Source organism: Novosphingobium sp. G106 (genome assembly GCF_019075875.1).
GTDB lineage: Bacteria > Pseudomonadota > Alphaproteobacteria > Sphingomonadales > Sphingomonadaceae > Novosphingobium.
The window spans coordinates 3,136,334-3,156,972 of sequence record NZ_JAHOOZ010000001.1 but is presented as its reverse complement, the minus strand read 5'-3'; the positions used below and the strand labels follow the sequence as shown (position 1 = coordinate 3,156,972).

Below are 20,639 nucleotides of genomic sequence, written 5' to 3'. Positions count from 1 at the left end.
CACCAATGCCGGGGAACGGGCAGGATCCAAAGGATTTCGCCAGCGGCGCTGCTGAAGGGGAGTGCTCGCAGGCGGCGCTGCCTTCCTTTGCCGGCAGCGCCGCGCCTTCTATTGGTTCTTGAACTCCGGGCGTCGCTTTTCGAAAAAGGCGGCGCGCTTTTCGACCCGGTCGGCGGTTCCGGCCGTAACGGCCTGGCCTCGCGTCTCCATCTCCATCGCGGCTTCGAGGCTGGTCGCCCCTAGGTTGAGCCACACGCTCTGCTTGGTGATCTGCGTGCCTAACGGTGCGTTGAGCATGATCGCATCGGCCAGCGCCAATGCCTCGTCCATCAGCGCCGCGTCATCGACGACGCGCAGGATGAGTCCGATCTCGCGGGCTTCCTCGGCGGGGAGGTGCCGCCCCGTGAGGAGCAGTTCCATGGCGCGCTGCGTCCCAACCGCGCGTGGAAGGAGATACGACAGGCCGAATTCGTGGCCCGTGCCCGCATTATGGAAGGCGTTGACGAACTTGGCCGAACGCGCTGCGATAGTAAGGTCGGCGTTCAGGGCCAGGCCGTATCCGGCGCCGGCAGCGGTGCCATTGACCGCGGCGATGATTGGCTGGGGCAGGGCGCGCATGAGTGCAGGCAACTGGTTGATAGCGCGTGCGGACAGGCGCGAGGCATGTGCAGCGCCGATGCCGCTTGGCACTTGGGCAGAGCTGCCACCGTTTTGCAGATCGTGCCCAACGCTGAACATGCGGCCGGTCGCGGTCAGAATTACGGCTTGCACATCAGGGAGGTACGCCGTCTCGGTGAATATCTCCGCAAGGCGTTCGTACATCGCAAACGTGAAGGCATTGCCGGCGTCCGGACGGTTCAGGGTTATGCGCAGGACACCCGGAGCAGGGCAGTCGGTCAGGATCTCGTCTTGCGTATCACTCATTGAGGGGCCTCATCTGGTATGAAAGGAAAGGTTAAATATTGGCGTAGAAAGGTCGAGAAATTGATTCGACATTTCCCGGGTCGATTGGACGAGCGCATCACGGCATTGTCGTCCCGCCATGCGGGCCGATCGTTTGGCTCGTAAGCAGTACTATGCTGCCGGCAAGATCTTCGCTCATGCCTTTTCTCGCTGGGCGGCCCACTGCAAATCCTGCAGTACGGCGTCGAAGCGCGCACGCATCAAAGCTTCCGGTTCGGCACTTGCAAAAATGTAATCCTTGCCGGCGATGATTCCGGCAACGGCGATACGGCCCATTTCCATGGGGTCCATGCCTTCCGAAAGATCGAAGGCTTGCCGCGCCTGACCGTCCTCGGCTCTAACTCGGAGATTGGCCATCGCCCGCGTCTGGACAACGTATGGCACCAGCAACGAAACACCGATGTGTTCACCTTCGAGGCTTAGGCGCAGCGCGTCCGTGAGCGCCCAAACGGAGGCTTTGGAAATGCTGTAGGCGCTGGTCTCGCCGGGAATGGGAAGAAAAGCGGCAAACGATGCCGTGTTGACAATGTGCCCGCCTTCGCCATGCGCTCGAAGCTTCGGCAGGAAGGCTTTTACGCCATTTACGACTCCTCCGACGTTGATGGCCATCAGCCAGTCCCAGAGCGCGAAATCGTCGTCCGCAACGTCGCTTTGGGCGCCAACGCCCGCGTTGTTGGCAAGCAGGTGCACCTTGCCGAACATTCGCTCGGCTTCGTCAGCCGCAGCGATGACTGCCTGACGATCAGCGACGTCGAGCTGCAGGAACCTGACATCGCCGAGATTGGCCAGCGCTGCCCTTCCTTCGTCGAGATGTTCCGACCTCACGTCGGCGACGATGACTTTCATCCCGGCGTCCAAGAGTGCCCGGCTCATACCGAGGCCAATTCCGCAGGCTCCGCCCGTCACGACAGCGACCTTGCCTCTGCATTCTTGCATTCGATGCTCCTTTGCGTCGAAAGGCGATCGCAGACTCATTTTGCTCGCACGACTTTGTCGCTCGTTGGCTGCCGGCCCACACGCAGCTTGGTCGAGTTGGTCTTTCATCGGAGCAAAAGTACCCGATCATCTGTCGAGGCCGCTGTTCGGAAGAGGTGCCGAAGTTCCTCTTCGCGCGTTGCCAGGATGCGATTACGGTTCAAGCTGCCCTTCTCGGTACGCTCGAACCGGTCGTCGTCGATCGGCAATTCTGAAAAAACGAGACGCGCGATACGCTGCGACGCGCCGGCCGAGGCCTGGTTGAAAGCTCTCATCCGCTGCTCGACTTCATCCTTTCGGGCTTGGTCCCCCCAGATAATGAGGCCCAGTTCCTCCTGCCCTTCGCCAACGACAAGGCATTCGTTGATCAGTCCCTCAAGCGTATCGAGGAGTGCCATACGCAGCTGGCCGGCCAAGACCCAGGTTCCCGTAGCCATCTTGAAGTTCTCGCCACTGCGGCCGGCAAAATAGAGACCGTTCTCAGGTTTTTCCGGGTCGAACCGGGCCATATCGCCCGTGAGAAAGAAACCCTCCTCGTCGAAGGCCTCGGAAGTTGCTTCCGGTGCGTCAAAATATCCCGGGGTAACGGAATCGCACCGGATGCGGATTTCGTAGCGATCGTCTTCCGGCACAAGCTTGAGAAGAACGCCTGGCTTCGGCAAGCCAAGAGCGTTGGCCTCATTACATGGCCAAGTGAGGGAAATGACGCCATGTGTCTCGGTGGTGCCGTAACCCGAGAGCACCGGAATCTCATGGCCGGTGGCATCGATGGCCAATGCCTGGAACCGACGGCTGACGGCGTCTGGCAACGCCGCCGCCCCGGACTTGGTATAGTGAAGACCGCTCAGAAACCGGTTACAGAATTCGGCATCCGCCTCCAGTTCCGGCACGAGCATAACAAGTCCGGCAGGCGGCGAGCTGAATTCATGCGGCATCAGTTCTTTGAGGTTGCGTACCGTTTCGGCGAAGTGGCCCTGCAGGGGCTTTCCATCGTCGAGATAAAGCGAGCGTCCGGCGTAGAGAACGTTGTTGAACACCGTAATACTGCCCCCGACGTGCGACCAGGGAAGCCATGACAGCTCGTTCTCGGGCGCTCGAAGGCCAGCCGCTCCGGTCGACAAAGAGGCTTCGAACGCGAGGCTGGCGCAGCTCATGCCATGCGTCTGGAGCGCACCCTTGGGCATGGCGGTGGAGCCAGACGTGAGCAAGATGCGAAAGACGGTTTCCGGGCCGATCGCAGCCAGCGCCTTGTCGATGTCGATTGGCCTGGCGGTCGCTTCCAGCGCTGCCAGACCCTGCGGACCGCTATCCAGAACCTCGTACCCCGCCAGCGCACAATGGTCCAATGCCGCACGAAACGCCGGCGAGTCATCGGCAAAGACCAGCTGAGGCCGAATGAGTTCGATCACATGGTTGAGACGGCTCCAGTCTGACGCGGTGGAATAGCGGACGGAAATCGGCACGGTGACCAGGCCTGCCAGCATCGCACCGAGCAAAAAGGCCAGGTGATCGATCGTCTCTCCCGACAGGCAGAGGAGGCGGTCGCCCGAGACGAAGCCGCGCTGCTCCAGCCCGCCGGCGATCCTGCGCGCGCGGGTGAACATCTCGCCATAGGAGATGGTAACCCAGTCGCCGCCGTCTTCGCCTCGCTTAGCCACCAGGATACGTTCAGGCACTTCAGCGGCGCGAGACGCGAAAATATGCGCCAACGATTGCTCGATAGGTGCGAGTGGAATGTCATCCCAAACCAGAAGGGAACCGTCGTCAGTCCTTGCCATCTGCGGTTGCCGCGGGCGAAAAGGGAGCCGCACTTGCGCTGCCGATATCGGTGCTGAACGGCTCATGGCCCGGTGAACTCCGCATCGCGTTTTTCCGAGAAGGCAGCCACGGCTTCGTCGATGTCGTGCTTCGCGTAGGCCGAGTTGATGAACGTGCCGAGATTCTGTAGCGCCAGCTGGTCGTCGACCGATTTGTGCAGGCTGCGGTAGACCACCTGCTTGGCCATGGCGATCGCGAGCGGTGGCCCCTTGGCAATCGTCGCTGCAATCTCAAGGGCCCGCTCCATCAACCGGTCAGCGGGAACAAGCTCGGTGACAAGGCCGATCTCGAGGGCTTCCGCCGCACCAACCATTCGCGCCGTTAAGATCATCTCGAGCGCTCTTGGCAGGCCGACGATCTGCGGAAGGAATGCAGCGACCGCGTCTTGCGGAGGCATCCCTACCTTGGAGAAGATCGCCGAGAACCGCGCGGTCTCAGAGGCGATGCGGATGTCGCCGGCGATAGCGAATCCGAGCCCCGCACCCACCGCGACCCCGTTGACTGCGACGATCACCGGCTTGGCCAGGCGGCGCAGCCGCGCCACCGCATGGTCATCAAAATGGAGCATCCGATAGGGCGTGCGCCGCTTCGGGTCGGACAGGTTATTGGCCTTCAGATCGAGGCCCGAGCTGAACGCGCGTTCGCCCGCACCGGTGAGCACGATCGCTCGCACGTCGTGGTCGTCGTTGAGTTCGTTGCAAGCTTCCGTCAGCCGGTCGCACATCGGAATTGTGACGGCGTTCATAGCCTGTGGGCGGTTCAACGTCACGATCGCCACATGGCCTTGACGGTCGACAAGGATATCCGTTTCTTCCATGCGATCCTCTCAATCAATCATTCACACAACCGCTCACAACGCGATTTTGGCGATCAGTTCGACGACGTCCTCGTTTGCCCGGTTCAGCGTGAGGGCCGTCAGGCCGCTGTCGGCCCACGCCTTCCACCGTTCGCGAATGCGATCGGGCGGGCCCACCAGCGCCGACATGTCGACATATTCGTCAGGCACGGCGTCGGCAGCTTCTTCTTTGCGGCCCGACAGGAAGAGTTCCTGAATCCGCATTGCGGCCTCGGGATAGCCCCGCTCGATCATCGCCTCGCGATGGAAATTCTTCTCCTGCGCGCCCATACCGCCGACGTAGAGCGCTACGCCCGGTTTCAGCTCCTTCAGCGCGGCAGCGACGTCGTCGGTGATCCGCACGCCGACCGATCCGTGAATGTCGAAGTCGGCCATCGCCTTGCCATCCTTGCGGCGGGCGAGGCCTTCTTCCAGAAGCGGACGATAGCGCGGCATATCGCTTGGGACGAATCCCATCGGCAGCCAGCCATCGGCGACTTCGGCGGTCATTCGGATGTTCAGCGGGGTCTGAGTGCCGAGATAAACCGGGATGTTCGGGTTGCCATGGAGGATGCTCTTGAGCGGCTTGCCAAGTCCCGAACTGCCAGGCCCCATATAAGGCAGGCTGATTTCCTTGCCTTGGTGCGAAACCGGTCCCTCTCGTCCCCAAATCGCCCGCATTATCGCCACGTAATCGCGCATCCGATAATTCGGCTTGCCCCACGGCATGCCGTACCAGCCCTCCACGATCTGCGGCCCGGACATGCCGAGGCCGATGATCATCCGGCCGGCACCTGCCAGCGCGTCGATCGTTTGCGCGCACATCGCGAGGTTGGCCGGCGTACGCGCGGCAAGCTGGGCAATCCCGGTGCCAAGCCGGATCCGATGTGTCTTGGCCGCAAGGTAGGCCAGCGGCGTGATCGCATCGCTGCCATACGTCTCCGATGCCCAGACCGAGTCGAATCCCAGCCGCTCCGCACGGATCACCAGGTCCACCGGCAGAGCCATGCGCGCACCTGAATATCCCAGTCCCAAAGCCAGTTTCATCGGTTCGCTCCAACTTCGTTGTCCGATCTCATCGAGATCGAGTTGGCTCAGCGGTCATGCATAAGTTAGCAACTGCTGCATGCCACTCTCGGCAACATTCGCGGGCCTCGCAAGGCGCCTTCTGACGGTGGAAAGCGATCCGCTTCCGGAACGGGTTCGCATCCGCGATGGGTTCGCCGGGAGCTGGCTGCAGGGCGAATCTGTCATCGCCGAGCGGCCCCGAATAGCGCCCGGAGGATTGCCCGAAACGAACCGGACCGAGAAGGGCGGCGCAAGTGCCGCGCCGTCCGCTCACCTTATTGCTGACCCATGACGCACTGGTGGACGTGGAGACCACCATCCACCGCAAGGATCTGGCCCGTGATATAGCGCGCTTCGTTGGACGCCAGGAAGCAGGCCACGTTCGCGAGATCATCCGGTTCGCCTATAAAAGGCACCAGGTTCTCCTTTCCAAGCTTTTCGATCAGTTCTTCCGAGCAACCTTCGCGAACTGCCTTGGTTAGGACCAGGCCCGGCGAGACCAGATTGCAGCGGATGTTGTGCTTCCCGTAGCTCGCAGCGATATCCATCGTTACGCTGTGCAGGCCGATCTTGGCGGCCGAGTAGGCATTGCGGACGCTGTCGCCGCGAAACACGACACCGGATCCCGTGTTCACGATTGCACCTTGGCCCGCCTTGATCATGTGCGGTATCGTGTGCTTGCACACCAGCATGGGGCCCTTCAGATTGAACTTGAGGTTCTGGTCCCAATAGTCGGCGTCCATGTTTACGATGTCGCCGTCTTTTGCGATAAATTCGCCCGCGATCATGGCCGCGAAGTTCAGGACAATGTTGATCTTGCCGAACCGCTGGATGACCTGGTCGACCATCTTGACGACCTGATCTTCTTCGGAATGGTCGAGCTTGATGGCGAGGACCTCGCCCCCCCGCCTGCTCAACTGCCTTGACGGTATCCTCAACGCCGGCGGCGTTGCTGTAATAGGTGACCGCCACCTTCGCCCCGCCTTCGGCAAGGATGCGGGCAGCTGAGCGTCCCATGTTGTCGGCCGCACCGACGACAATCGCCACCATATTTTCGAAGCGCTTCATGATATTCTTCCACTTATTCTGGAAATCGAGGACGGAGATTCGCGTAGCGGGATATGCTGCGGTGTCGTCCGACCCGCGGCGTACGTTCCTGCCGGTCCCTTTGCCGGCTACTCGCTGGGTCAGGTTGATTCGGCCAAAGCGGGCCAGCTATGATTTAATCGGGTCATCATCACGATGCTGAAGCCCTCGTCGCAGACTATCTCACGGCTGCGCAGATGGTCCTTGTATTCCGGCGATTTGGTAGCGGATGCGGCCTCCTCTGCGCTCGCGAACCAGCTTTCCGTGATCGCGTCGAAATCGTATCCGGGCATTCGGTCTTCGACGCGATTGAAAACGGTGCGGTTTGCGGTCGAAACCATTGCACCGAGGTGCGTGGTCAACTGCCGCTCGAACACATCGGGCGCGACGTTCCGGGCTCGCCTCAGGAACGTGATGAGGCAATGGCCGAGCATCGGGCCAGCGCGCAGAACCTGTTCACGGCATTGCAGCGAAAAGTGCCGGACGTAAGTCGAGAAGGTCTGGAGTTCGTCCGGAAGCATGATGTCGAACACTGCTGGGTCTTGATTCAGCCGTAGTGCTGCACTGCGGTCGATCACGGTCAGGAGATTAACGCCATCATAGTCCAAGGACGCCCGCCCGACGATCTTGCGATCATAAATATTCAAGCACTGGGCGACCTGAACAAAGCTGCCGCGTAGGGACGGAAGTGTTCCACCCAATATCGCGTGCTGGCGCCATCGGTCGGGAAATTCGCCCGCGCTCATCGCCGGATTACGGCGGGCCAGATATATTACCTTGACGACATCGTCGGGCATCCATCTGTCCTCCGTTTAGGCGTTCTTTCCCGAGGTCCAACCCTCTCGCCGGTGCCGACGGGAGGCCGAACTCTGTAAACCCCCGGTCAAACCCGGGCTCTTTGCTCGATCGATGTAAGATCGCGCCGATTAGAAAAATGCCTGAAATCGCGATGACATGGCCGTTGCGCCCGGGTTTGCCCCGGGCCACTCCCGATCGGGCAAAATCAGGTTGTAGCTTGCGCCGAGGCTGCAAAAAGAGTTCGACCGGCGCCGGTATTTCGGCGCCGGTCCAGTAAATCAGCTTAGCGATTTAGGAAGAAGTCGCCGCCCGTTGTCGTGCATGATTTTGCGAACATCCTCCTCGCTCAGCCCTCCGAGAGCCTCGGCCGCGAACTCGCGAGGAGTCGGGATGCCTTCGGCGTGGGGATAGTCGGAACCCATCAGCAGGCAATCGGCGGTCCCGATTTCCTCAACGATCCGCTTCACGTCGTCTTCGGGATAGGCGACCACGAAGCAGTGACGCTTGAAGATGGCGCTGGGACGCTCCTTCAACTGGCCTTGCGGCCAATAGCCTGAGCGGGCCATGCCGCGCATCTTGTCCATCTTGTAGAGGAACCGCGGAAGCCACTCGGCGCCGTTTTCTACGCTCGCCATCTTGATGTTGGGGAAGCGTTCGAAGAAGTTCAGATAGACGAATGAAGCCATCGTCATCATCACGGGAATTTCCGAGTAAGTGAACATCCACTGCCAGGCGGTAAGGCCCATGCGGCGGGGTTGCATGGGCTCCTCTCCGTGCGCCCGGACGAGCGGGTGCATGAAGTTTGCTTCGGAAACGTGGAAGGTCACGACGACATGGTTGTCGTTCAGGACTTGCCAGATGGGATCATAGACGGGATCGGCAGCAGCCTTGCCGTGGGCGGGGCCCATGGGCATGACGACGACACGAACGCCGTTGGCGACCAGCCATTTAGCTTCCTGCAAAGCCCATTCGGGATCCCAGAGTGCCAGCATCGGGGTCGTGTAGATGCGGTCTTGGTGATTGAAGGTCCACTCTTCATGAAGGTAGCGATTGTAGGCCTGGAGCACGGCAGACGCCCCCCTGGGATCCATACCCTCATCGTCGATCATCATGCCCAGCTTGCCCAGAGCAGTGACGATATGGCCAATGAAAAGCATCGAGGATTCGACGCCGAATTCATCGAGCTTAGCCAGGCGAGCATCGCGCTGGTACATGTCGGGTGTGGGCCGAATCCGGCTGTCGATCTCGTCGCCCGTCGAAATCGCACCGAGCCATTCCTTTAGCTTGCCCGGAGGAGGCATCAGCCCGTCTTCGCGAGTCTCTCCGACGGAGGTCGGCACAACATGGTCGCCGATATACATCGCATAGCCGTCCGGGCCGTTGCGCAATGCAAGGAGCCAGTCCTTTTTGTACTCCTCGGGCATGTGCTTTTCCATGAAGTCGAAGTTGATTTCATGAATGTGCGTGTCGCCGTCGAAAATCGGGCCATCGTAAGTGGTTACCGACGTAAGGTCACCTTTTTTGAGTGCGGACGAGGCCATTTCAATTCTCCCGGGTAATTTCGTACGACTCCATATGCCGTAAATGGAGTTGCCGTTCAAATAAAAACGGAACAGCGTTCGAAAAATGATGCGCGCGGATGCTCGATGCAATATCTGGTGAAGATCGACTCGCGCGACACCATCGCGATGGGGCTCTTTGCGGGTGCGCGACGTAGCGCCAAGCGTCGGGTCCCATCACGAGCATTTAGTGAGGATGTGATGATGCCAGATAAGGCGGTCCTGGATCTTTCGTCGCTCTTCTCGACTCTTGAAGTGAACCGGCTGCACCTGCGAAATCGCATCGCAATGTCGCCGATGACTCGGAATTTCACGCAGGCCGGGCTCCCGGTCAAAGGCGTAGCCGACTATTATCGGCGCCGCGCAGAAGGGGGGCGGGCCTGATAATTACCGAAGGCGTGGCGCCTCCGCACGTTGTCGCGCAGCAGGTACGGGAAAGCCCTATATTTCGCGGCGAAGATGCCGAATTTGCTTGGCGCGATGTCGCAGCCGCGGTGCATGGCGCCGGCGCGGCTATCTTCATGCAACTCTGGCATACCGGACTTGGGCGGAAGGCCTCCGGTACCGATAATCCGTTGGAACCGTCGATCGGACCATCTGGTTTTCTTCCTGCCCAAGAGCTTCCGGGCAGGGCGATGGAGCCTCAGGATTTCGACGATGTCATCGAGTCGTTCGGGCTCGCCGCCGAGATGGCCGAGCGGGCCGGATTTGATGGGGTCAACATTCACGGCGCGCATGGCTACCTGATCGACCAATTCTTCTGGGAGCGCACCAACCTGCGCACTGATACATACGGTGGAGGAATAGCCAATCGCGTCCGGTTCGGCGCGGAAATTGTTGCGGAAATGCGGCGGCGCGTCAGTCCTGGCTTCGTCATCATGTTCCGGTTCTCGCAGTGGAAGGGGCCAGATTACGAAGCGCGACTGGCCAGCACGCCAGCCGAACTCGCCGCCTATCTGCAGCCCCTCGTGGACGCCGGCGTCGACGTCTTCGACGCCTCCACTCGCCGCTTCTGGCAGGAAGAATTCGAGGGCAGCCCTCAGAATCTAGCAGGCTGGGCAAAGAAGTTGACGGGGAAACCTTCGATGACGGTGGGTTCCGTGTCGCTTGACCTGCCGCTCCAGTCGCGTGGCGACCGAGTGAAGGATGTTGCTGCAGTATCCCGGGAGAATCTTGAGCAGCTCATGACGATGTTCGACCGAGGCGATTTCGACATCGTCGGTGTCGGTCGCGCAATCATTGCCAATGCAGATTGGGCGAACAAGGTGAAGACCGGCGATCTAGAATCGCTGAAACCGTACGATCCGGCCTGTCTCGCGGAATTAGCATGACTGCCTCGCAAGCGCATCTATTGAGAGAGGAATATAAGATGAGCGCTCTGGTTCACGAAACAATGTCCGCCGATGCGATGATCAATGATGCGGAGCTAAGCACTGGCCTTTCAGACTGGGGAGGTGACGAATTTCGGCACCCATTTACTGTCCTGGTCGAGTCTGCCGAACGTGAAGCCGATCTGACCGAAATCGGCCGCCAGCGGCTTCGCTCATGGCTGATGTTGCGTCTCGAACAGCGCCTCAAGATGGTCGAGGATCGCAAGCGCCGACCGGAGATCGCAGCGCAGAACATCGAGAAGCCCGTGTTCCTGTTCGGTTTTCCGCGCGCGGGAACAACTTTTCTTCATACAATGCTCAGTCTCGATCCTCGCAATGTCTCACCGGCTTACTGGCAGCTAAATCTGCCCTCCCCACCGCCAAATGATCCCACCATCGATCATTCGGAGTCCACCCGCAGAATGCAAGAGAACTTGGAGTTCCAAGGTTGGACGCGGCCGGAGATCGCCGCAGCACATTTTCATGCTGCGGATCTGCCGGAAGAGGATTTCCTGGCGTTCGAGTATAGTTTTGTCTCGACGGGTTTCATGGGCTTCCTGTTCGTGCCGACTTATATCGAGCAGATTGCGGCCGGAGGTGATTTTTCACAGGCCTACAAATGGCACCGGAAATTCCTGCAAGCCCTTCAGATCGGCGCCGAAGGGCGTCGCTGGATGCTCAAGGCGCCGGAACACAGCCTTCATGTCGATACCTTGGTGGCCGAATATCCCGATGCGCTACTGGTCCAGCACCACCGCGATCCATCCAAGGTGATGGCATCCGTATTCAGCATACTCACCGAAGGGCGCCGCAATTATTGTGGCAATGTAGAAAATATCGGACAGCAAGAGGCCCGTATGTTCATGCAGATGTATGCAACGGGCATTACTCACGCTGCAAAGGCGCGCAAAAACGAAGTCTTGAATACCAAGTTCCTGGACATGCATTTCAGGGACCTTGAGCGCGATCCCGTAGTCAGTGTTCGCCGCGTATATGACCATGCCGGTATTTCATTCACTCGTGAGGCGGAGAGGCAGGTTAACGAGTATGTGTCGCAAAACCGAAAGGGGAAGCATGGAAAACACCGCTATCAATTGAGCGATTACGGGTTGAGCCAGGCCGAAGTACACGAGGCCTTTGCCGAATACATAGATCACTTCGGGGTGGAACTCGAAACGGCCGCATGACGAAGCGCTAAATCCTGAAGCGGGGCGATCCTGATCAACAGAGGGTGAATTGATGTCGACGACTCTGACCATTCCCAAGCTCGAAATGTCGATGAGCGAGGGCACGCTTGCCGAGTGGAAAGTGGAAGACGGCGCCGCCGTGAAGGAAGGCGACGTGATCTACGTGCTCGAAACCAACAAGACGGCGCGCGATATCGAAGCGCCCACCGCCGGCACGTTGGTGCATAAGGCACCGGCCGGCGAGACTTATGACGTCGGCACGGAAATCGGCGAGATCGTCTGATCTGCAGTTCCCATGACTGCGAGTTACCGGGCTGCGTCGATTGCCTTCAGGACGGGCTCATGAGGCGTTCTATCTTCTGGGCATTCGGTGGTTTCGCGACGCGCAGGGAGGGCCACGTTTGGGAAAAGTGGTTTGGACCCGGTGCAGGTTCACGCCCGCGAGGTAAGAGTGGGAGGCGGTCGCAACGCAAATTTCAAGTGATGGATCCGGCCCTTTTTGTTAAGCAAGTGCTTTACTGAGTTGTGCAGAGTGATCTACTGGTGCCAACGGTGTCGCGTTCAACGACGATATGAGAGGATGAATCATGGCGGAAGCTGTCCGTTTCGATAATCGCGTCGCTATAATAACCGGCGCGGGAGGCGGTCTCGGCAAAGACTATGCTCTCGAGATGGCCCGCCGAGGCGCCAAAGTCTTGGTGAACGATCTGGGCGGTTCGGGCGGTGGGGTAGGAGCGTCGACCCTGCCTGCGGAGGAGGTGGTTCGGCAAATTCGCGACGAAGGAGGCGAGGCAGTCGCAAACTTCGATAGCGTCTCCACACGGGCCGGCGGCGCGGCAATCGTCCAGGCCGCTCTCGATGCATTCGGCAAGGTCGACATATGCATCGCCAATGCTGGTATTCTACGAAATAATCGCTTCGAGGACATCGCGGACGACGAGCTCGATGCCGTTCTGGATGTGCACCTGAAAGGCGCATTTTACGTTGCGCAGCCCGCGTACCGCGAGATGCGGAAAAATGGATACGGACGTTTCATTTTTACTGGGTCGGCTTCCGCGATGTACGGTCATGCATGGCAGGCCAACTATGCGGCTGCGAAGGGCGGGCTGATGGGACTCAGCCACATCGTGGCGATCGAGGGCTCTGCGTACGGGATCAAGTCGAACCTACTGATGCCTACGGCCATTTCCCGCCTTGGCGACGAAATGACTGAAGGGTTCAGGGAGATCCCAGAATTTGCCAAATCGCTCGACAACGCAGACTGGTCGGCATCCGGAGGCCGCCAGACGGTCAATTTCAATACGCCGTTAGTGCTTTATCTTGCCAGCGAGCAATGTGATCTCACGCACGCGATCTTCAGTGCCAACAGCGGACGCTACGCACAGGTGCACATTTGTGCTGCCGACGGCTGGGTGACGCCGGCAGGAACCACGCCGGCGACGCCGGAAGATGTCGCAGCCCATATCGCTCAGATTGCTGACCTCTCGATCTATCACAAGCCGCAGACGGTTTACGAAGAATTCAGTGCTGTGGCCGACGCCGCCCGCCGGCAAGGCGTAATTTAAGGCGCCCGCGGGCAATCTGGAGAACAGGAATGGAAAATGCAGTAATTCCTTCGCATGTTCCCGCTGACTTGGTGCGGGATTTCAATATTTTTGACTTCGAGGGTTCGAGCGAGAATGTGCATCGCGCATGGCGCAAAGTCGGCGAAAACGAACCGGCAATCTTCTACACGCCAGTCTTTGGCGGCTACTGGGTCCTGAATCGCGCTGCGCTTCTTGAGCAAGCCTGGCCAGACGCCGAAATATTCGAGTCGGGGAAGGGCATCGGAATTCCGCCGACTCCCAAGGAATTCCCGCCACAGCTGCCGATAGAATCAGACGATCCGTTTCATCGAATGGTTCGCCACCCGCTAAACATCGCCTTGTCGCCCAAGGCGGTCAGCCAGCTAGCCGCGACGGCGCGGCAACTCGCAATCGATCTGATCGATGGGATCGCACCGCAGGGGAACTGCGATTTCGTCGATGATTTCTCGTTGATAATGCCGATGGAAGTGTTCCTCAAGATCGTCGATCTGCCGTCCACGGACCGGCCCTATCTGCTCGGCCTTACTTACGATGCGATCAAGAACCCGGATGTCGACCGCCGATTCGCATCGACGCGTGAAATGTTCGACTATGTCGATGGCTGGGTACGCAAGCGGGCTGAAACCCCTGGATCGGACCTCATAAGCACAATCGTCACGATGACCGCTGATGGCCGGCCACTGACGCATAGTGAACGGGTTGGGTATGTCGTGCAGATCATGTTCGGCGGTCTTGATACTGTCGGCGGAACCATGGCCCTCATCATCAAGCACCTCGCCGAGCATCCGGACGACCGGAAATATATCGCAGAAAACCTAGGCAAGAATCCCGGGATCATCGAGGAATTGCTCCGGCGCTATTCCATTCCGACCGTGGCGCGGACGCTTTCGCGGGATGTCGATTTTCATGGCGTCACGATGAAGCAGGGCGATCGGATCATGCTGCCGACGATGGTTCACGGCCTCGACGAACGGCGCTGGGAGAACGCCATGGAAATCGACTTCGAGAGGCAGCCACGGGATCACATGGCCTTTGGCAAAGGCACGCACCGCTGTCCCGGCGCCAATTTGGCGCGTGCCGAGATTCGCATCATGCTTGAAGAATGGCTGAAGCGCATTCCAGATTTCAGCTTGAATGCCGAAAAACCTGTCCGTTATCAGAGTGGCAGCGTCGCGGGACTGGTCACCCTCCCGCTGGTCTGGCCGACACGGTAGGATTGCATAACCGGAGAAAATCATTCGTTCCGAGGCGGCCTATGTTGCCATCCGGTTTTCTTGAAGCGGCGTGGCGATTGCCGTGCCGATCCGCCACGAAGAGTTCTGTCATCTCGATAAGCCTGTAACAGGCTTGGCCCCACCTGACCCGCCGTTGCCTCTCGAAGCCGATGGCAGCGGTGTCTATCCCTCGGATGCCAGCTGGATCGCCGCGGCGGTCACGACTCTGGCCGGCTGACGGCCTTTTGCCAGCAGCGGAAATTCGGCGCATCTGGGAGGTTGCGCCGGCCTGCGCCCCCCCTCGCGGCATGCCTCGAAAGCCTTATCATCTTGCTCGGATTCGACTCCTCACGCTGGTGCATCGCCGGCTCGCGAAGAACGATTCGGGTGGCTGTGACGAAGTTATATTAAGTGGGTGCTAACATTTGTGTTGCCGAGAATTTTCGGAGGGCGTACTCCTATCTCAAGCCGGCAATAGCCGCTGCCTCGCTTGGCGGGATTGGGTGTGGGAGTTCGGAGTTCATGAACGCTAGTCTCAAAATTCGTGACTATGACGATGTGAGCTACAACCCTTTCACCGCGATGAAGGACCTGGGGGGGCGAGGGGCGGATCGGGAATTTCTATCCGGAACTGAAAGCCCTTCGCCTGCAAAACCCCGTCTTCGATGGGGACATACGTGCGCACTTCGGTTTGCCTGGCGACCTGACGATGCCGCACGTCCGCAAAGTGGGAATCCTTGGTCATAAGGAGGTGTCACGCGCGCTTCAGGAAACGGCCAACTTTTCCAATACCATCTATAACCATAACCTGGGGGTAGCTTTCGGCCGCTCCGTCACCACTATGGACAATCCGGAGCATGGCCGTTTCCGCCGGCTATTTCAGACCGCGTTTTCGCCCAGCAAGGCGAGCAAGTGGGGGGAGGAAATTATTCCCCGCCAGATCAACGATCTGATCGACGGGTTCGAAGATTCCGGCCACGCTGAATTGGTCAGCCAGTTCACCCTTCATTTCCCATTCCACTTCATCCACGAGTTGATGGGTTTGCCAATGGAAGACAGGGAGGTCTTTCACCGCCTGGCTTTCGGGCAAATCGCGATATCCTTCGATCACGAACATGGCATGGACGCCGTGAACAAGCTCAAGGAGTACCTTACGGCGGTTATAGGCGAACGGCGAAGGAATCCCAGTGACGGCGATTTCGTGTCGATCATTGCCACTGCCGAGACTGGCGGAGAGCGCCTACCCGACGATGTCGTTATCAGCTTCTTCCGCCAGCTCATGAATGCCGGCGGCGACACTAGCTACAATGGCTTCTCGACGGTGCTATGCGCGTTGCTGAACCACCCGGACCAGTTCGAGGAGGTCAAGTATAACCGGAACCTGATTGGCGCTGCGATCGAGGAAGGCCTTCGGTGGAATTGCCCCGTACCCATGATCGCCCGGACCCCGCACCACGAGATCGAGCTTTCCGGCATCGTCATTCGTCCCGGCGATCACATGTCGGTTATGTTGGCAGCCGCTAACCGCGATGAAAATGCCTTCGATCGTCCCGACGAATTTGACATAAGCCGGGCAAGCCGTTCGCATGCAGCCTTTGGTTATGGTCCTCATATCTGCATCGGCCAGCATCTCGCCCGGTTAGAGATGAGCAATGCACTCAATGCGCTGCTCGACCGCCTGCCCAAACTGCGCCGTGACGATCGCTATCCATCACCCGAAGTGACCGGTTTCGGCCTGCGCGGACCGCAACAGCTTCATGTGCGGTTCGATTGATGCAAGCCGAGCCAAACTGACGGACGAACATGGTCAACAGAACTGTCGTAACGTTCAAGTCGGAGGGTGTTGAGTGCGAGGGTGAACTCGTGCTGCCGTCCGGTTTCCAGCCCAATGGCTCCTATCCCGCTCTCGTCCTCGGCCATGGCTTTGCGGGCTCGCGCTCCAGCCTGGTTGAGGAATCTGAATTTTCGTCGAGGCCGGCTATGTCGTTCTGGCCATAGTCTACCGCCATTTCGGCATAAGCGGCGGTGAACCCCGGGGACTTCCGTGGCCGCTTCAGGAAACCGAAGATTTCAAATCCGCACTCGACTGGCTTGAAACGCGGCCGGCGTCGATCCGATGCGGATCGGGATCAGGGGCACGAGTTTCGGCGGGGATCGTGACGCATGTCGCCACTTACAACCTGCGCGTGAAGGCCTGCGTCGCGCAGGCGACGATCCTGGACGGCCATGCCTGGATCCGCTCGCTCAACCGTGAATCCGGCCTCTTCGGCGCGATGTCGAACTTTTCATGACCCCGTGAGGGTATGCTTTCGGCACTGTCGCGATGGGGCGCGACGACGCGCCGTTAGACGCAGGCGCGCGCGTTCGCGGTGTTGAACGCCTTCGCGTGGTCGATGGCTCGATGTTCCTGACCATGGTGTCGGCAAATACCAACGGTCCGATCATGGCAGCAAGCTGGCGTGCCGCGAAACTCGTTCTCTGACCGTAATTGGCAAGAGCCGGCCATGATTCCCAATCGAATGGGCGAGCGAGGAGAACTTCCTCGCTCGCCCATTCGAATTATTCAACACGCTTATCGTAATCACGCTTCCGCTGTGCTTGCTGCGCCCGCCGTGCATGGCTATCGACCCATACCGTATCGGCAGGCAGCTTATCCTTTAGCTCCGAAATCTTCACGACCTCGGTCTGCAATTTGTCGAGACCCGGAATGACGTTGCCGGGTAGGTGTTGCCAGCGAAGCAGGATCGTTCCACGCCGCTGCCCGCTACCATCAAGCCAGTTGTAGACGCCGGGGTCGCGGCCGGAAATCACCCAGCGGAAGAGGCCGTCCCCGGATTGCTTGGCCTGTGCATGATTCAAGCTGCTGGTATGGGTACGGTACTCATAAGAAAGCATCCAGATATCGGTGATCTGCATGCCAACATAGGGCGCACCCATCGGGTCAGCGGTGATGATCATCGCCTCGTCCTGGGCCAGGCCATAGTGTCCCAGCGACGACGCTTGGGTAAGGAGACCGCCCGCACTTCCGGCAGACCAGGGCGTGTTCATCGAATTGATCGGCCCGCTTTCGAAATAACCGTGCTGAAGATGCTCGAGGAAAAACCTTGCGATCGTTTCGCCGAGTTCCGCTGCGCGGGTTTTCGCCCGGTCCGCGTCGAAGCTGTCCTGCGGTGCATCGTCAATCGGCTCGATATCGAGAAGACACGGACGTTCGCAGGCCCAATCGCCAAGGGTGTCGCGGACGTTCAGGATCTTGCCGTCCTTGACACAAAGATGATTGCGCCGCCCCTCGGTGGGCGTCGCATCGCAGAGGATTTGAAAGCTGCCGTCAGGGGCGACGTCGACGCTTTCCCGGCCGATAAAACCGAGGGTGTCCGCGAAGAGGTTCTCCCCGACCTGGGCGGGAATGACGCAGATCGACCAATCGACCGGTGCTGCATCCAGGAAGCGGCCGGTGATGTTATAGCGCCGATTGCCGTCGATGTAGGCCAGGCGGTAGCCATTGTCCGAGTTGTCCTGTCCAAACCGGCTACCAGGCACTTTCATGCCCATCCACTCATGATCGTGGCACAAGGTCCACACGAAGCGCGGGCGCAGAGGCGTCTCGCTGGCCGCCATCAGGCAGGCGTGAAACAGATGTTCGCGCGCACTTTGCTGTATCAGCTCATCCTGGTCTTCGTAGGCTGCATTCCGGTCGGCCCGGAAATGGGCGATAACGCGCGTTATGGCTGCCTGCACCTCGGTTGAGTTGAAGGCGGCAAGCGCTCGCTCCTCGGTCAGCCGCTGCTGTTCCGCAGCGAGAGCCGAGCGCGGATGGTCGTTACCCGCGCTCACCTATGCGATTTCCGCCCGAAGTCGGGAACTATATCCAATGCCATAAATCCACTCCTGTTCCTGAAGTTCATCGGCTCAGTTCAATCGCGCGAGATTGGCGGCGTCGAACGGGAGGAATGGTTCACCGCGTATCGCCTTTCCCAGCCAATCGGGATCGTTGAGCAACGCGCGGCCGACCGCCACCAGATCGAACTCGCCGCGTTCGAATCGCTCGACGAGCCTATCGAGATTGTCGGTTGCGTCTGAGGCACCGGGCGCATGATCGCGTCGCGTCTCGGCCAAGCCCACAGCGCCCACCGTCATGCCCAGCTTGCCGGTCAACTTCTTGGCCCACCCAGCGAGATTTAGCGGCGATCCTTCGAACATCGGCGTGTCGAAATACCGCTGGCTGCCGTCGAAGATGTCGACGCCAGCATCGGCGATGGGGGTAAGCAGTTGTTCCAATTCGGTCGGTGTTTCGGCCAGGCGAGAGGCGTAGTCCTGCATGCGCCACTGCGAAAACCGAAAGAGGATAGGCATCTCCTTGCCCACGCGCGACCGAATTTCCTTCACGAGCTCCGCAACAAAGGTCGCCCGGCCGCGATGGTCGCCGCCCCAGCGATCAACACGGTGGTTGGTCCCGTGCCAGAGAAAATTGTCGGGGAGATAGCCATGCCCGCCATGGATCGCGATGCCATCGAACCCGGCCGTTGCCGCATATTTAGCACTGCGTCCGTACGCGGCGATGATGTCGCCGATCTCGCTGTCCGTCATCGGTGCCGTATCGGGCGAGATCCGCGCAACCACTTCCGCGGCCAGACTTGCTTTGCCGAACGGGCCGACGACACCGGACGGCCGGCGCGGGCCTATTTCGGGCCAGGGGCTGATCGCGGCGTCGCGCATCGCGCCCTGGTGCCAGAGCTGCGGGAAAATCTTCCCTCCGGCGGCATGCACCTGTTCCACGACATGACGCCAGCCGGCCAGTGCGTCCTCGCCGTGCATGGCGGGAACATTGTGGTAGTCGACTGCAGCGGGATCGTCGATCGCCACGCCCTCCGTCACAATAAGGCCGACTTTCCCCTCCGCCCGGCGACGATAGTATTGAGCGACATCGGGGCCTGGCACACGGCCCGGCGATTTCTCGCGCGTCATGGGCGACATGACAAAGCGATTGGCGACAGTCAGTGCGCGCACTGACAGCGACTGCAGTAGCGGTTCAAGCCGGTGGTTGGATCTTACCCGCAGGGCACCCATCTCCGATAGCCGAACGAAATCTGAGCGCGCAGAAATCGTGTTCAGGCACGACCTTGTTAATCGCCCACTATACAACTGGCGAACGCCGACCGAAGTGTCCAGTCGAAAATTGGTCCAGATTTCAAAAATAATGCGCTCGGTCCAAAACGTGCCGAGGCTAGCCGAGCTCGCGACCATACATGACATCGCTGTGCCGAACGAATTCCTCGACGTCTGCTGCGATTATCGCGGCCTCGTCGTCATTGTGGAAGAGACCGGTCCGCATTTCCTCGGGTCCGGCGAAGTCGAGCACAGCCAGTCCGAGATAGTCGGGGCCCGTCACGCCCAATTTGTCGACGAAGCGAAACTGCCGGTAGCGCCGGACTTTGTAATGAATCGCGATCGCAAGGGGAATGTGCTCGTCCCAATGGCGAAAGGCCTCGGACAACTCCATCCCTTCGCGGCGCTGGAGCAGTGCGAGAAGCTGCAGCGGTCCCGGCGGCCCTGCCTTTCCGGACACGAGTTCGACCCGATAGCGATGCGACCCGCGCATCTGGCACGGGGAAGGGCCTTTGTGCAAAAGCATGGCAGCATAGGGATTGGTCGCGATTTCGCCAAAGGGAGAGGGCTGATCGGTCAGCCATACGATGTGCGCCGCAGGAAAAGGGGGGAGGGCGCAATCCGCGGGTAGCAGTTCAATTTCCATCGTTTGGACATCCTCGTGAAAGTTTGGTCGATTTGGCGGTGCGCCGATAACTTGCGCGTCGAACGGCGGTATGGGTCCATTTCTCGGGGGCGCCGGGGTTTTGCGGACCCAATGCCAGAGTTGACTTGTCGAATGAGGCGGCACCCAAGTACTGCCGGGTCGCCCCGATGTGTAAACCGTCTCTCGCGTGCCACAGTCCGTTTCATTGCAACACGCCGCTCGGATCGGCTTGGAGACGCCGAGCTTTACCAGACCCGGATCCGGAGGCCGACGAAATTTCTATCGAGGCCGAGGCTTCGAAGCGTTGACCTGGCAAGGCGTGAGGATTTCGCAGCCGACGAAACAGGCCGCGTGTAGTGAGGACGGTCGTGCGCAGGTTCGTAGCGCCTCGCACAGTTGAATTGCGGCACGCTTAGTAAACCACAGGG

At 59.6% G+C, this 20,639-nt stretch carries 20 protein-coding genes and 1 pseudogene; 10 read left to right on the top strand and 11 right to left on the bottom strand.

What is annotated here, in order from left to right; all coding sequences use genetic code 11:
- Positions 1 to 108: 108 nt before the first annotated feature.
- The 8 genes from KRR38_RS14970 to KRR38_RS14935 all read right to left on the bottom strand — a co-directional run bounded on the left by KRR38_RS14970 (position 109) and on the right by KRR38_RS14935 (position 9,195).
- Positions 109 to 924 (bottom strand): enoyl-CoA hydratase/isomerase family protein, encoded by an 816-nt coding sequence (locus KRR38_RS14970; RefSeq protein WP_217402818.1) that lies wholly within the window; start codon positions 922 to 924, stop codon positions 109 to 111.
- 174 nt (positions 925 to 1,098) lie between these two features.
- Positions 1,099 to 1,899, bottom strand: coding sequence for an SDR family NAD(P)-dependent oxidoreductase (locus KRR38_RS14965; protein WP_217402816.1), 801 nt, complete (start codon positions 1,897 to 1,899; stop codon positions 1,099 to 1,101).
- 104 nt (positions 1,900 to 2,003) lie between these two features.
- Entirely contained in the window at positions 2,004 to 3,716 is a 1,713-nt protein-coding gene (locus KRR38_RS14960) for an AMP-binding protein (RefSeq protein ID WP_217402812.1), read from the bottom strand.
- A 62-nt stretch (positions 3,717 to 3,778) separates the two neighbouring features.
- Complete coding sequence (locus KRR38_RS14955) at positions 3,779 to 4,573, bottom strand: enoyl-CoA hydratase/isomerase family protein (protein WP_217402811.1); 795 nt, start codon at positions 4,571 to 4,573, stop codon at positions 3,779 to 3,781.
- A gap of 33 nt (positions 4,574 to 4,606) precedes the next feature.
- Positions 4,607 to 5,638, bottom strand: coding sequence for an LLM class F420-dependent oxidoreductase (locus KRR38_RS14950; RefSeq protein ID WP_217402809.1), 1,032 nt, complete (start codon positions 5,636 to 5,638; stop codon positions 4,607 to 4,609).
- Positions 5,639 to 5,934: 296 nt separating this feature from the next.
- On the bottom strand, positions 5,935 to 6,576 hold the full coding sequence (locus KRR38_RS14945) for an SDR family NAD(P)-dependent oxidoreductase (protein ID WP_217402807.1): 642 nt from the start codon (positions 6,574 to 6,576) through the stop codon (positions 5,935 to 5,937).
- A 270-nt stretch (positions 6,577 to 6,846) separates the two neighbouring features.
- Positions 6,847 to 7,542, bottom strand: a complete 696-nt coding sequence (locus KRR38_RS14940) for an EthD domain-containing protein (RefSeq protein ID WP_217402806.1) — start codon at positions 7,540 to 7,542, stop codon at positions 6,847 to 6,849.
- 279 nt (positions 7,543 to 7,821) lie between these two features.
- Positions 7,822 to 9,195 (bottom strand): amidohydrolase family protein, encoded by a 1,374-nt coding sequence (locus KRR38_RS14935; protein ID WP_217402804.1) that lies wholly within the window; start codon positions 9,193 to 9,195, stop codon positions 7,822 to 7,824.
- Between KRR38_RS14935 and KRR38_RS14930 the strand changes: the two genes are divergently transcribed.
- From KRR38_RS14930 to KRR38_RS14890, 10 genes and pseudogenes are all read left to right on the top strand, one after another.
- Positions 9,190 to 9,486 carry a hypothetical protein gene (locus KRR38_RS14930; protein WP_217402797.1) on the top strand — a complete coding sequence of 99 codons (297 nt, stop codon included), beginning with the start codon at positions 9,190 to 9,192 and terminating at the stop codon, positions 9,484 to 9,486. The genes KRR38_RS14935 and KRR38_RS14930 overlap by 6 nt on opposite strands.
- Before the next feature lie 14 nt (positions 9,487 to 9,500).
- Positions 9,501 to 10,433 (top strand): 12-oxophytodienoate reductase, encoded by a 933-nt coding sequence (locus KRR38_RS14925; RefSeq protein WP_217402794.1) that lies wholly within the window; start codon positions 9,501 to 9,503, stop codon positions 10,431 to 10,433.
- Positions 10,434 to 10,471: 38 nt separating this feature from the next.
- Positions 10,472 to 11,659, top strand: a complete 1,188-nt coding sequence (locus KRR38_RS14920) for a sulfotransferase (RefSeq protein ID WP_217402792.1) — start codon at positions 10,472 to 10,474, stop codon at positions 11,657 to 11,659.
- A 52-nt stretch (positions 11,660 to 11,711) separates the two neighbouring features.
- Positions 11,712 to 11,942, top strand: a complete 231-nt coding sequence (locus KRR38_RS14915; RefSeq protein ID WP_217402789.1) for a lipoyl domain-containing protein — start codon at positions 11,712 to 11,714, stop codon at positions 11,940 to 11,942.
- A gap of 304 nt (positions 11,943 to 12,246) precedes the next feature.
- On the top strand, positions 12,247 to 13,224 hold the full coding sequence (locus KRR38_RS14910) for an SDR family NAD(P)-dependent oxidoreductase (protein WP_217402788.1): 978 nt from the start codon (positions 12,247 to 12,249) through the stop codon (positions 13,222 to 13,224).
- Positions 13,225 to 13,253: 29 nt separating this feature from the next.
- Complete coding sequence (locus KRR38_RS14905; protein ID WP_217402787.1) at positions 13,254 to 14,459, top strand: cytochrome P450; 1,206 nt, start codon at positions 13,254 to 13,256, stop codon at positions 14,457 to 14,459.
- An 82-nt stretch (positions 14,460 to 14,541) separates the two neighbouring features.
- Positions 14,542 to 14,697, top strand: a complete 156-nt coding sequence (locus KRR38_RS14900) for a hypothetical protein (protein WP_217402785.1) — start codon at positions 14,542 to 14,544, stop codon at positions 14,695 to 14,697.
- 471 nt (positions 14,698 to 15,168) lie between these two features.
- On the top strand, positions 15,169 to 16,233 hold the full coding sequence (locus tag KRR38_RS14895; protein ID WP_217402784.1) for a cytochrome P450: 1,065 nt from the start codon (positions 15,169 to 15,171) through the stop codon (positions 16,231 to 16,233).
- Between the two features lie 187 nt (positions 16,234 to 16,420).
- On the top strand, positions 16,421 to 16,750 hold the full coding sequence (locus tag KRR38_RS37765; protein ID WP_375293462.1) for a CocE/NonD family hydrolase: 330 nt from the start codon (positions 16,421 to 16,423) through the stop codon (positions 16,748 to 16,750).
- A gap of 29 nt (positions 16,751 to 16,779) precedes the next feature.
- Positions 16,780 to 16,941 (top strand): annotated as a pseudogene (locus KRR38_RS14890) (GMC oxidoreductase); the annotation flags it as partial.
- A 77-nt stretch (positions 16,942 to 17,018) separates the two neighbouring features.
- On the opposite strand, the gene KRR38_RS14885 reads toward KRR38_RS14890, so the two are convergent.
- The 3 genes from KRR38_RS14885 to KRR38_RS14875 form a co-directional block, all read right to left on the bottom strand.
- The gene (locus KRR38_RS14885; RefSeq protein ID WP_217402779.1) at positions 17,019 to 18,293 is read right to left on the bottom strand and encodes a hypothetical protein; all 1,275 of its coding nucleotides are present in this window, start codon (positions 18,291 to 18,293) and stop codon (positions 17,019 to 17,021) included.
- A 75-nt stretch (positions 18,294 to 18,368) separates the two neighbouring features.
- Positions 18,369 to 19,703: an NADH:flavin oxidoreductase gene (locus KRR38_RS14880; RefSeq protein ID WP_254514814.1), complete on the bottom strand. Its 1,335-nt coding sequence runs from the start codon at positions 19,701 to 19,703 to the stop codon at positions 18,369 to 18,371.
- Positions 19,684 to 20,211 carry an EthD domain-containing protein gene (locus KRR38_RS14875; RefSeq protein ID WP_217402778.1) on the bottom strand — a complete coding sequence of 176 codons (528 nt, stop codon included), beginning with the start codon at positions 20,209 to 20,211 and terminating at the stop codon, positions 19,684 to 19,686. Before KRR38_RS14875 ends, KRR38_RS14880 begins: the two co-directional genes overlap by 20 nt.
- Positions 20,212 to 20,639: the final 428 nt, after the last annotated feature.

Bases quoted from the DNA above. Each gene is read 5' to 3' on its own strand.
- KRR38_RS14970 (WP_217402818.1), bottom strand. From the start codon at position 924: ATGAGTGATACGCAAGACGAGATCCTGACCGACTGCCCTGCTCCGGGT.
- KRR38_RS14965 (WP_217402816.1), bottom strand. From the start codon at position 1,899: ATGCAAGAATGCAGAGGCAAGGTCGCTGTCGTGACGGGCGGAGCCTGC.
- KRR38_RS14960 (WP_217402812.1), bottom strand. From the start codon at position 3,716: ATGGCAAGGACTGACGACGGTTCCCTTCTGGTTTGGGATGACATTCCA.
- KRR38_RS14955 (WP_217402811.1), bottom strand. From the start codon at position 4,573: ATGGAAGAAACGGATATCCTTGTCGACCGTCAAGGCCATGTGGCGATC.
- KRR38_RS14950 (WP_217402809.1), bottom strand. From the start codon at position 5,638: ATGAAACTGGCTTTGGGACTGGGATATTCAGGTGCGCGCATGGCTCTG.
- KRR38_RS14940 (WP_217402806.1), bottom strand. From the start codon at position 7,542: ATGCCCGACGATGTCGTCAAGGTAATATATCTGGCCCGCCGTAATCCG.
- KRR38_RS14930 (WP_217402797.1), top strand. From the start codon at position 9,190: ATGCAATATCTGGTGAAGATCGACTCGCGCGACACCATCGCGATGGGG.
- KRR38_RS14920 (WP_217402792.1), top strand. From the start codon at position 10,472: ATGAGCGCTCTGGTTCACGAAACAATGTCCGCCGATGCGATGATCAAT.
- KRR38_RS14915 (WP_217402789.1), top strand. From the start codon at position 11,712: ATGTCGACGACTCTGACCATTCCCAAGCTCGAAATGTCGATGAGCGAG.
- KRR38_RS14910 (WP_217402788.1), top strand. From the start codon at position 12,247: ATGGCGGAAGCTGTCCGTTTCGATAATCGCGTCGCTATAATAACCGGC.
- KRR38_RS14905 (WP_217402787.1), top strand. From the start codon at position 13,254: ATGGAAAATGCAGTAATTCCTTCGCATGTTCCCGCTGACTTGGTGCGG.
- KRR38_RS14895 (WP_217402784.1), top strand. From the start codon at position 15,169: ATGCCGCACGTCCGCAAAGTGGGAATCCTTGGTCATAAGGAGGTGTCA.
- KRR38_RS14880 (WP_254514814.1), bottom strand. From the start codon at position 19,703: ATGGTCGCGAGCTCGGCTAGCCTCGGCACGTTTTGGACCGAGCGCATT.
- KRR38_RS14875 (WP_217402778.1), bottom strand. From the start codon at position 20,211: ATGGAAATTGAACTGCTACCCGCGGATTGCGCCCTCCCCCCTTTTCCT.